The sequence below is a fragment of the Kocuria sp. genome (assembly GCF_030536815.1).
Classification (GTDB): Bacteria; Actinomycetota; Actinomycetes; order Actinomycetales; family Micrococcaceae; genus Kocuria; species Kocuria gwangalliensis.
In genome coordinates this window covers 1-10,317 of sequence record NZ_JAUNPE010000069.1, presented here as the reverse complement: position 1 = coordinate 10,317, position 10,317 = coordinate 1, and the positions used below count along the sequence as shown (strand labels likewise).

The following is a 10,317-nucleotide window of genomic DNA, read 5'->3' as shown; positions in this document are numbered from 1 at the left end:
ACCGAGCGCTGAGTTCTGGCGGGAGTGCGCCCAAGCGCGTGGTGTTGGTGTCCTCGACCGGGGTGCTGGGCGGTGGTGACGGGGAGGTTGTCACGGAAGAGGCGACACCTTCTCCCGCACGGGATACAGCCCGCGTCTTGCTGGCGGCCGAGGAGTTGGCGGCGGAACTGTTCCCCGGCGTGATCATCGTACGGCCGGCGGGAATTTACGGACCCGGACGCACGTCGTTGATTGATCGCGTGCGCCGCGGCGAGGCGCTGACCCACAATCGGATGACCAATCGAATCCACCGGGACGACCTGGTGACTGTGCTGCACACCGTGCTGGAATCTCCCGAACCGCCCGCGCTGGTGCATGCCGTGGACACCGAGCCCGCGGTGCTGGGGGACGTGGCCGCGCACATCGCCGGGTTGCTGGGTGTGCCCGTGCCGCCGGACAGTTCATCCTCTGCTGATAACGCGCCGCGCGGCAAGGTGCTGGACAGTTCTCGCATGCAGAAATTCGTGGGGGAGCTGCGCTACCCGACCTATCGCGAGGGATATGCCGCCCTGCTTTCGACCAAGGACTCCTCGTGAGCGTGCACTGGTTGCTGCCGATCAACCCGGCGGCGCACCTGGAGTTCCAACCGGCGGACTGGCTGACCCGTTCCGATGCCACCGCTGTGTGGGAGGCCATCGGGCGCTCCCAGCGGGCGGAGCGGTGGTGTCTGCGCAGCGGCTATCGCGGCATGCGATCCGGCGACCTGATCTGGGCGTACCTGTCCAAGCGGCAGGAGGTGTGCGCCGTGGGCGTGGTCAGATCGGTGTCCGAAGAACCCGATGGCTGGTATGTATACGTTGACTGGGATGTGAATCGAACGGCTCGGTTATGTCGCGAGCCGATCCCGCGTGCAGAATTCGGGCAGGTGCCGATGTCCACGTGTCGGGCGAACGAGACGACGGCGGCCGTGTTGGCGGAGGCCCATGAATCTCTGTCCCCGCAGGCCTGACTGACCGAGAGCGGGGCGAGATTAAGGGCCACGTCAGGGCCCTCGGTTATTCGCCTGCCCACCCCTGTCTCATTGACTGGACGATTGCAGCCGCGATGTGGCCCACGGCAGCATGGGCCAGGGGTTGTTGTTGGGCGGCGCGTGCGGAGCGGGTCATCACACTGATCACCACCGGGGGCTCCCCGGGGTGGGAGACCACCCCTGCCTCATGGCGGTACGGCCCCCAGGTGCCGGTCTTACCCGCAACCTCCACGCCGTCGTAGTCGAACCCACTTGCCAACCGATGTCGAAAGAGCTGCTGCCCGAGGACACTTCGCAGCCAGGAGCAGAGCGCCGGAGTCGCGAGCTGGTCGGTCCACAGTCGCTCCAGAATGACGCGCAGATCGGAGGCGGAGGTGACGCTGAAAAGCTGCAGGTCGGTCTTTTCAGACGTGAAAGCTTCCAATTCACCGGGCCAGAGATCATCACCACTGCCCAGTTCCACGCGCGAGAAGTCCTGCCACCCGGTATCGACAATCCTCGAGGCAGTCGCGCTCCAGGCGTTCAACTTCGACTGAACGTACTCGGCCTTGAGATCCGACCAGATCCAGTGAGCTGCCGTGTTGTCCGAAACGATCAGCATGGACCGCACCAGATCCCGGTAGCTGAGTTCCACCGGATCATCGGTGAGCGAGAGTCCCGTTGGCCCGTCCCGGCGGGCGTGTTCATCGATCAGAACCCGGCGATGTGGATCTGCCACCCCTTCCGCGACCGCCTCCAGCCAGGCCGCCGCCAGGATGAGCTTGTACGTCGATCCTGCTGTCCAAGGGACATCCGCGCGCACGTCGAACCTCGCGCCGGTACCGAGGTGACGGGCGCTGACGGCGAACTCGACGGCGGCGTCGTCGGCAATCTGTTCCAGTGAGTCCTCAAGCCAGGTCATGAGTGATCCTGGTGTTTGAACACCATGGCGAAGGCTTCCGCCCACCCGGCGTCGTCCCGGATGCTGGGCTGAACAATGAGTTGAAATCCAACCCGGAGCAGGGCGGGATCAACGCGCCGGCGTGTGCATCCGGGAATTTGACGGCCTAAATTGAGCACGCACCCGCCGCGGGCAATTACGTTGAACGCGGCCACATCGTCATCGACCTCAGTGAGGACAGCGGTGGCCCCGGCGCGACGCACCCCGTCCTGGACTTCTTGCGAAACGGCCGTGTTCCAGCGCCGCGGTGAGACAGCCAATTCGGTCCCCGCCGCCGAGCGAAACTGCGTGGCAGTGGTGACGGCCCCGCCGTGCCGGGTAGTCCACAGCGTTACCTGCGCGGCGGCGCCGACCAGTGGCTTCACGCCGGTCAACAGGGCTGGGGTGAGGACGACGCCGGCGGCCAGCGCTCCCGAACGCACGCCCGTCAGACACTGCGCGCTGGAGAGGCGTACGGCCGTGACTGGCTGCAGCTGTTGGATCAGAGCAAGTGCCAGCTCTTGGGGCACCTCATGGGCGATCCCCAGCAGGGGCACCGCCCGATCACGGGTGGCCACGAAATCCTGCTCGGCCCTGATCAGGGTGCGAGCTCGCCGCACAGCCGTCTCGCCATCTCGGGAAAGACTTACGCCGGAGCCGGATCGGATGAACAGTTGGCATCCCAGTACGGTTTCAAGCTGCCGGATGGCTTGCGAGAGGGCGGGTTGGCTCATTCCAAGATGCTCCGCAGCGCGACCGAAATGCAGGTGTTCACTCACGGCCACGAAACACGTGGCAAGACGTGTCACATTGACCGCCATGATAACTCCCTGCTTATGGACTTTGGGTACTCATCATATTGGACCTATGGCGATTGCGAGTCCTAGGTTCAAAGGCATGGAATCCACCAACCGACGAACGTTCCTCATCTGGTCCGGGCTGGGAGTGGCAAGCGTGTCAGCCGCGGTGCTGACGTCTTGTTCCCCGGGGCGTTCGGAGAGCCCCCGGGACGTTGCGGAGCGGCTGGCAACGGCCCTGCATCAAGGAGATATCGCCGGGGTTCCCCTAGTGTCCGCGCCCTCGGACACGGGTGCGTTCCTTGCCGAACGGATGAAAGGGTCGCTGCGCCCAAACGTGGAAGTGCGGGAGATCGATGAACGCGATGATGCAGCCACCGCCCGCATCGGTTTCACCTGGCCGTCCACCGATCCCCAGCAGACTTGGACCTATGAGTCCCAGGCCCAGCTGGCGAAAAGTGACGGACAATGGCGGGTGCGGTGGGAGGACTCAATCCTGCACCCTGGCCTCGAGGAAGGGCAGGGGCTTGCTCTGGCCACCCTCCCGGGTGAGCGCGCGCAGATACTCGACCAGAACGGCGTCGCCCTGGTGTCGGACCAGCAAGTGCACCTGCCCGGGATCAATAAGGAGGGCCTCACCGATGACCAGGCCGCGGCGTCCGCCCGCAAGCTTGCCGCTGTGCTCGACATCGACCCCAAGGGCTACCAGGAGAAAGTCGCGGCGTACGGTCCCCAAGCATTCGTGGACGCCCTCACGTTACGGCGGTCGGACTTCCTCGAGTTGGACGCGGCCGCGCTGAAGACCATTGACGGCTACGTGGTTCTGACCAACACCATGCCGCTGTCTCTGCAGCGGGGCTTTGCCGGTGCTGTACTGGGGGCAGTGCGTCACCCCACCGCAGAAGACGTCGAGAGTAAAGGCGAGGAGATCAAGGATGTCGAGTGGATCGGCGCGGGAGGGCTACAGGAGGCCTTCGACGAGAAACTTCGCGCGGCGCCGTCGTTGCGAGTGACGATCCGAGAACTGGACGGCTCTGCGCCGCCGGTCTCTACGGGACCGCTGTGGGAGCAGAAGGCCCCGGCCAAGAGTCCTTTGAAGACGACACTTGATGTCGCTTTGCAGAAAGCTGCCGAGGAAATCATCAAGGATACGGCGAGCCCCAGCGCGATCGTTGCGGTGCGGCCCTCGACGGGTGACATTTTAGCGGTGGCTTCCGGGCCGGACGGGAATTCATACCCCACGGCCACGGTGGGCCAGTACGCGCCGGGGTCCACGTTCAAAATTGCGACGTCGCTGGCGTTGCTGCGCCACGGCGCGTCACCCGAATCGACCGTGCAGTGTTCCGAATCCATCACCGTGGACGGACAGACGTTCAAGAACGCCGGAACTTATTTGCCGGACCACCTGGGCGATATATCCCTTCGGGAGGCGATCGCGCAGAGTTGCAATACCGCGTTGATCGACAAGCACGATTCCGTGAGCCAAAGCGACCTGGCATCCGCGGGGGAGGCTCTCGGTATCGGGGCGGACTGGGATCTGGGCATTCCCGCGTATTCCGGCAATATTCCGCGTGATGATGCGGGGACCGAACACGCGGCGTCGATGATCGGCCAAGGCAGGATTCAGACCTCTCCGCTGGGCATGGCGGTTTTTGCCGCGAGCGTGGTTCGAGGGCGCGCCGTGTGTCCGCAGCTGGTGCCTGAAGAGAAGCCCGCCCGAGAGCTGCCGACAAATTTGACCGACCAAGAAGCCACGCAGTTGAGAGACCTGATGCGAGCCGTTGTCACTGAGGGACACCTTGACCTACTGAACAACCACCCGGGAGGCGAGGTCTTGGGTAAGACAGGCACGGCGGAGTTCGGTCAACCGGACCCCGACCGGGGCGGATTCCCCCGGACACACTCGTGGGTAATCGTGGCGCAGGGTGATCTTGCGTTCTCCGTGTTCGTGGAGGACGGCGACTACGGCTCGGTCACGGGCGCGCCGCTGGCCAAAAAGTTCTTGGATGCAGCGTATGAGGCGGGCAGTCACGTGCCGGCCCCCTGACCCGGGAGTCAGGCGGCGAACAACGCCGAACGAACGGCGGCTTCGAACCCTTCCACGTGATGGCGGGCCAGCGCGGAGGCCTGGTCCTCGTGACCGTCGATGATTTCCTGCAGCAACTGAATGTGCTCCTGGACGTGCTCGGCGAGACGCGGCAACCGGTCGATCACCATGCACCAGATGCGGGTGGCCAGGTTGTTGTAACGGACCAGGGTGTCTTCGAGATAAGGATTGCCCGCGGCCCGGTAAACGGCCCGGTGCACCATGGAATCGCACGTCAGGATGTCCGTAACGCTGGCGTGCTCGATATCGAAGTTGCGGAGCTGCTCCTGCAGACTTGCCAGCTCCGACCGCGTAGCCGCAGACGCCACGCGCGCGGCCCGAGAAGCCGCCATCGGCTCCAATTGCATCCTGATTTCCGAGACGTAGACCAGATCGGTGATTTCCACCCGCGTGGCAAAGGTCCCCCGCTTGGGGTAACTCACCACCAGCTTGTCGGCCTCGAGTCGTTTCAGGGCCTCGCGCACCGGTGTCCGGCCCATGCCCAGACCCTCGGCCAGGGCGGCGTCGTTCAGCGGGTCGCCGGGACGGATGTCGAGGGTGAGTAGTTGTTGACGTAGCGCCTCGTAGGCCGTATCGGCCAGCGAGGTTCGCCGGGGTGTCGATTGCTCCGCCCCGATAATGCTCACGTCCACGGGACCTCCCACATTGATTTTCAGTGCACCCTTGACCGGCGAACGCGTGTTATCTACGCTACATGAAACTCTAGTATATAAGTTGTTCAGCTCAGGTGTACATGTGCCTGGACCATTTACCGGACTCCCGACAATTCACCGCTTCCGCACCGCACCCATCCCAGGAGAAGCACATGTCCACACCGCGCATTGTCATCATCGGAGCCGGGATCGTCGGGGCCAACCTGGCGGACGAGCTGGTGGCCCGGGGCTGGAACAACATCACGGTCCTTGATCAAGGCCCCCTGAACATGCCCGGCGGGTCCACCTCCCACGCGCCGGGCTTGGTGTTCCAGACCAACCCCTCCAAGACCATGAGCGAGTTCGCGGACTACACGGTGACCAAGCTCAAGTCCCTCCAGAAGGACGGCACCTCGTGCTTCAACCAGGTGGGCGGACTGGAGGTTGCCACCACCGAAACCCGCTGGGCGGATCTGCATCGCAAGCACGGCTACGCGACCTCCTGGGGAATCAACGGCCGGTTGCTGGACTCCGCCGAATGCAAAGCGCTCTACCCGCTCATCAATGAGGACCTCGTCCTGGGCGGGCTCCACGTCCCCAGCGACGGCCTGGCGCTCGCGGCCCGCGCGGTCCAATTGCTGATCGAGCGCACCTCCGAGGCCGGGGTCACCTACCGCGGTTCCACCGAGGTGGTGGACGTGGAACAGTCCGGCGGCCGGGTCACGGGCGTGCGCACCGCGGACGACGTCGTGCCGGCGGACATCGTGATTTCTTGCGCGGGATTCTGGGGCCCCAAGGTCGGACGGCTGGTGGGCATGGACGTGCCCCTGCTTCCGCTGGCCCACCAGTACGTGAAAACCGCTCCCGTCCCGGACCTCGCGGGCCGCAACGAACACCCCAATGGCGCGGGCCTGCCGATCCTGCGCTTCCAGGACCAGGACCTCTACTACCGCGAACACGGCGATCGGTACGGCATCGGCTCCTACGCCCACCGACCCATGCCGGTGGATCCCGATGACCTGGGGAGCTATGCACCGCAGGACATCAACGAGAAGCACATGCCCTCGCGTTTGGAGTTCACCCCGGAGGACTTCATGCCCTCGTGGGAGGCCTCACGGGACCTGCTGCCCGGGCTGCGCGACAGTGAGATCGAGGACGGGTTCAACGGCATCTTTTCCTTCACCCCGGACGGCGGCCCCCTCATGGGGGAGTCCTCCGAGGTCGATGGCTTCTACATTGCGGAGGCCGTGTGGGTCACCCATTCGGCCGGCGTGGCCAAAGCCATGGCCGAACTCATCACCACGGGTCGCTCCGAAACGAACCTGGGCGAGTGCGACGTGAACCGCTTCGAGGAGGTGCAGCTCAGCCCCTCCTACGTGAGCGAAACCTCGCAGCAGAACTTCGTGGAAATCTACGACGTGCTCCACCCGCTGCAACCTCGGCTGTCCCCGCGGGACCTGCGGGTCACCCCGTTCCACGCGCGTCACAAGGCGCTGGGAGCCTACTTCCTGGAATCCGGCGGGTGGGAGCGCCCCTACTGGTTCGAGTCCAACGCCCGTCTGCTCAAGGAACTGCCCACCGAGTGGCGTCCGCCGGCCCGGGACGCGTGGTCGCAAATGTTCCACTCGCCCATTGCCGCCGTCGAAGCGTGGAAAACCCGTACCGCAGTGGCCATGTACGACATGACGCCGCTCAAACGCCTGGAGGTCTCCGGCCCCGGTGCGTTGGCCCTCCTGCAGCGACTGAGCACCAATAACCTGGACAAGAAGCCCGGCGCGGTGACCTACACCCTGCTCCTGGATGAGCAGGGCGGGATCCGCAGCGACATCACGGTCGCACGATTGGGAGAGCAACTGTTCCAGGTCGGGGCGAACGGCAATATCGACCTGGCCTACCTCACGCGCGAGGCCAAGGCCCAGACCGACGGCGCTGCGCCCGGTGGCTGGGTCCAGGTCCGGGATACCACCGGCGGTACCTGCTGCATCGGCCTGTGGGGGCCGCTGGCCCGCGAGGTGGTCACCGCCGTGAGCGACGACGATTTCTCCAACGAGGCCCTGCGGTACTTCCGCGCCAAGAAGGCGCGTATCGGTGGCGTTCCGGTGACCGCCATGCGGCTGTCCTACGTGGGAGAACTGGGGTGGGAGATCTACACGAGCGCGGACAACGGCCAGCGGTTGTGGGATGTGCTGTGGGAAGCGGGTCAACCGCACGGAATCATTCCGGCGGGGCGGGCAGCGTTCGCGTCCCTGCGATTGGAAAAGGGCTACCGCGCGTGGGGCACGGACATGACCACCGAACACAATCCCTACGAGGCCGGGGTGTCGTTCGCCGTCAGGAACGACAAGGGAGACTTTGTCGGTAAGGACGCCCTGGAGGGTCTCACCGAGGAGACCGTGGCCCGTCGGCTGCGGTGCCTGGTCATCAACCGGACGCAGTCCATGGTGCTGGGTAAGGAACCGGTGTTCCACAACGGCGAACCCGCCGGGTACGTCACCAGCGCCGCCTATGGCTTCACGCTCGGCAAGCCCATTGCCTATTCGTATTTGCCGTCCTCGGTGCAGCTCGGGGATGAGGTGGAGATCGAGTACTTCGGCACCCGCATCCCCGCGACCGTCACGGCGGATCCGCTCTTCGACCCGGAGATGACCCGGCTGCGCGGCTGATGAATACCATGACCGAATTCGCATCCCAGGAGGTGGCGTAATGAGCGCAACGATGGAAACCACAGAAGCGAACGTGCCCCGAGCGGGGTCGTCGGAACTGGTGCTCACCCTGGACTGCCCCGAGACCCTGGGCATCGTGCACGCGGTGAGCGGGGTGCTCCTGGATCACGGGTGCAACATTGTGGAGCTCACGCAGTTCGACGATCGGCGTCGTGGGCACTTCTTCATGCGCGTCCACGTGGCTCCGAGGGCCGGGGAAACCCTGGACCGCGACGCGCTGTACGCGGACCTGGAACCGGTGGCGCAACGGTTCCAGATGAACTGGCAACTCAACGTGCACGGGGCCAAGCGGCGGGTGTTGGTGATGGTCTCCAAGTTCGGCCACTGCCTCAATGACCTGCTGTACCGCAGCCGCACCGGCGAATTGCCCGTGGACATCGTGGCGGTGGTGTCCAACCACCTGGACCATCAACGGCTGGTCGAGTGGCACGGCATCCCGTTCTACCACGTGCCCGTCACCCCGGACACCAAACCCGAGGCCGAGGCCCGCCTGCTGGATCTGGTGGATCGCTTCGAGGTGGACCTGGTGGTTCTGGCCCGGTACATGCAGGTGCTCAGCGATTCGCTGGCCACGCGGATGTCCGGGCGGGTGATCAACATCCACCATTCGTTCCTGCCCAGCTTCAAGGGCGCCAAGCCCTATCACCAGGCCTATGAACGCGGGGTCAAGACCGTGGGGGCGACCGCGCACTACGTCAATGCGGAACTCGATGAGGGCCCGATCATTGCCCAGCAAACCGTGCAGGTGGACCACACGTTCGGCCCGGAGGACCTGGTGGCCGCAGGCCGGGACACCGAATGCAAGGCGCTGTCCGATGCCGTGAAGTGGCACTGCGAAGGCAGGGTGATCCTGCAGGGCCCCAGTACCGTGGTGCTGCGCTGAGCGGGCGAGCCTGACTAGCCCCGCGGGTCGTAGCCCAGGCGTCTACTGATGGCCAGCCCGGAGGCCTTGAGATCCTCGCTCATGGCCACCATGGTGTCCTCGGTGAACCGGAAGGCAGGACCGGAGATGCTGACCGCGGCCACCACCGTGCCCAGGTGGTCGCGCACGGGAACGGCAATCGCGTTGATGCCGATTTCGAGTTCTTCCAGGACGGTCGCGTAGTCCTGTGCTGCGACGTCGATCAATTGCTCTTCGAGGTGGCGGCGAGAGGTGATTGTGCGCGCGGTGTAGGACGTGAGGCGGGTCTTCTTGATCAGGTCCGCGCGCTCTGCGGACGAAAGCGCCGCGAGCAGCACCTTGCCGCTCGAGGTGGCGTGCAGGGGTGTGAGGTTACCGATCCAATCGTGGGTGCCGAGCGATGTGGGCCCGATTTCCTGGGCCACATTCACCGCAACGCCTTCCCGCAGGACGGCGAGATTAACGGTCTCGCGGTACTCGTCGGCCAGCCGCCGAACCTCGGTCTGGGCCTCCGCGACCAGGCTCAATCGTGCCGGGATGGCATGGGCCAGGCGTAGGATGCCGAACCCGAGTTCGTACTTGCCCCACTCGTGATTGGCCATGACCAGGTCGCGTGATTCCAGTGCGCTGATCAGCCGGGACGCGGTGGATTTGTGGACCCCGAGCTCCTCGGCCACCTGGCCGACACTTGCAGTGCCCAGTCGCCCCAGGAGTTCCAGGACGGTGATGGCCCGGTCCACGGACTGGACGCCGCCCGGAGTCACGCCGTCCCCGGCCGCCGCATCCACTGGTGTGGAGGGCGGCTGTGAGGACGATTTCTCGGGGGAGGCCATGCCCGTCATCTTATCCGTGGCCGCTCACGGTGAGCCCGGGCGGCAGGTTGGGGCGCTCGCTGGATTCCTCGACCATGATGACGCCGTCGACCACCTCCACGCGATGCGCCCGCACGGGCAACTTGGCCGGGGGCGCGTCCACCTGCCCCGTGCGCAGATCGAACTTGGACGCGTGCAGCGGGCATTCCACTTCGCATCCCTCGACCCAGCCGTCGGCCAGGGAGGCGTCCTGGTGGGTGCAGGTGTCATCGAGGGCGTACAGCTTGCCCTCCTCGGTGTGGAACACCGCAATGGGCGGGGTCGTCTCGACGCGGATGGCGTCTCCGGGTTCGAGATCGGAGAGGGGGCAGACCTTGTGCATGGGCGCGGTTCTTTCACTGGGTCCTGGATGAGGGG

General features: G+C 65.1%; 10 protein-coding genes. 5 read left to right on the top strand and 5 right to left on the bottom strand.

The window, feature by feature from the left end; genetic code table 11:
• Together Q4E95_RS07870 and Q4E95_RS07865 are read left to right on the top strand one after the other, a co-directional pair.
• Nucleotides 1–575, top strand: a 575-nt coding sequence (locus Q4E95_RS07870; RefSeq protein ID WP_303382775.1) for an NAD-dependent dehydratase, incomplete at its 5' end; no start/stop codon positions are given.
• The gene (locus Q4E95_RS07865) at nt 572–988 is read left to right on the top strand and encodes a hypothetical protein (RefSeq protein ID WP_303382774.1); all 417 of its coding nucleotides are present in this window, start codon (nt 572–574) and stop codon (nt 986–988) included. The genes Q4E95_RS07870 and Q4E95_RS07865, both read left to right, overlap by 4 nt.
• A 46-nt stretch (nt 989–1,034) precedes the next feature.
• Here the strand turns inward: Q4E95_RS07865 and Q4E95_RS07860 are convergent, their stop codons facing one another.
• Together Q4E95_RS07860 and Q4E95_RS07855 are read right to left on the bottom strand one after the other, a co-directional pair.
• Nucleotides 1,035–1,910: a serine hydrolase gene (locus tag Q4E95_RS07860; protein ID WP_303382773.1), complete on the bottom strand. Its 876-nt coding sequence runs from the start codon at nt 1,908–1,910 to the stop codon at nt 1,035–1,037.
• On the bottom strand, nt 1,907–2,749 hold the full coding sequence (locus Q4E95_RS07855; RefSeq protein ID WP_303382772.1) for a LysR family transcriptional regulator: 843 nt from the start codon (nt 2,747–2,749) through the stop codon (nt 1,907–1,909). The genes Q4E95_RS07860 and Q4E95_RS07855 overlap by 4 nt, the downstream gene beginning before the upstream one ends.
• Before the next feature lie 76 nt (nt 2,750–2,825).
• Between Q4E95_RS07855 and Q4E95_RS07850 the strand changes: the two genes are divergently transcribed.
• The gene (locus tag Q4E95_RS07850) at nt 2,826–4,772 is read left to right on the top strand and encodes a penicillin-binding transpeptidase domain-containing protein (RefSeq protein ID WP_303382771.1); all 1,947 of its coding nucleotides are present in this window, start codon (nt 2,826–2,828) and stop codon (nt 4,770–4,772) included.
• A gap of 8 nt (nt 4,773–4,780) precedes the next feature.
• Here the strand turns inward: Q4E95_RS07850 and Q4E95_RS07845 are convergent, their stop codons facing one another.
• The gene (locus tag Q4E95_RS07845) at nt 4,781–5,464 is read right to left on the bottom strand and encodes a GntR family transcriptional regulator (protein ID WP_303382770.1); all 684 of its coding nucleotides are present in this window, start codon (nt 5,462–5,464) and stop codon (nt 4,781–4,783) included.
• 173 nt (nt 5,465–5,637) lie between these two features.
• Here Q4E95_RS07845 and Q4E95_RS07840 point away from each other — a divergent pair, with 173 nt between their 5' ends.
• Together Q4E95_RS07840 and purU are read left to right on the top strand one after the other, a co-directional pair.
• Complete coding sequence (locus Q4E95_RS07840; RefSeq protein ID WP_303382769.1) at nt 5,638–8,127, top strand: FAD-dependent oxidoreductase; 2,490 nt, start codon at nt 5,638–5,640, stop codon at nt 8,125–8,127.
• A 40-nt stretch (nt 8,128–8,167) separates the two neighbouring features.
• Nucleotides 8,168–9,070, top strand: a complete 903-nt coding sequence (purU, locus tag Q4E95_RS07835; protein ID WP_303382768.1) for a formyltetrahydrofolate deformylase — start codon at nt 8,168–8,170, stop codon at nt 9,068–9,070.
• A 14-nt stretch (nt 9,071–9,084) separates the two neighbouring features.
• Here purU and Q4E95_RS07830 read toward each other — a convergent pair whose 3' ends face one another.
• Both Q4E95_RS07830 and Q4E95_RS07825 read right to left on the bottom strand, forming a co-directional pair.
• Complete coding sequence (locus tag Q4E95_RS07830) at nt 9,085–9,921, bottom strand: IclR family transcriptional regulator (protein ID WP_303382767.1); 837 nt, start codon at nt 9,919–9,921, stop codon at nt 9,085–9,087.
• Between the two features lie 10 nt (nt 9,922–9,931).
• Nucleotides 9,932–10,282: a bifunctional 3-phenylpropionate/cinnamic acid dioxygenase ferredoxin subunit gene (locus Q4E95_RS07825; RefSeq protein WP_303382779.1), complete on the bottom strand. Its 351-nt coding sequence runs from the start codon at nt 10,280–10,282 to the stop codon at nt 9,932–9,934.
• Nucleotides 10,283–10,317: the final 35 nt, after the last annotated feature.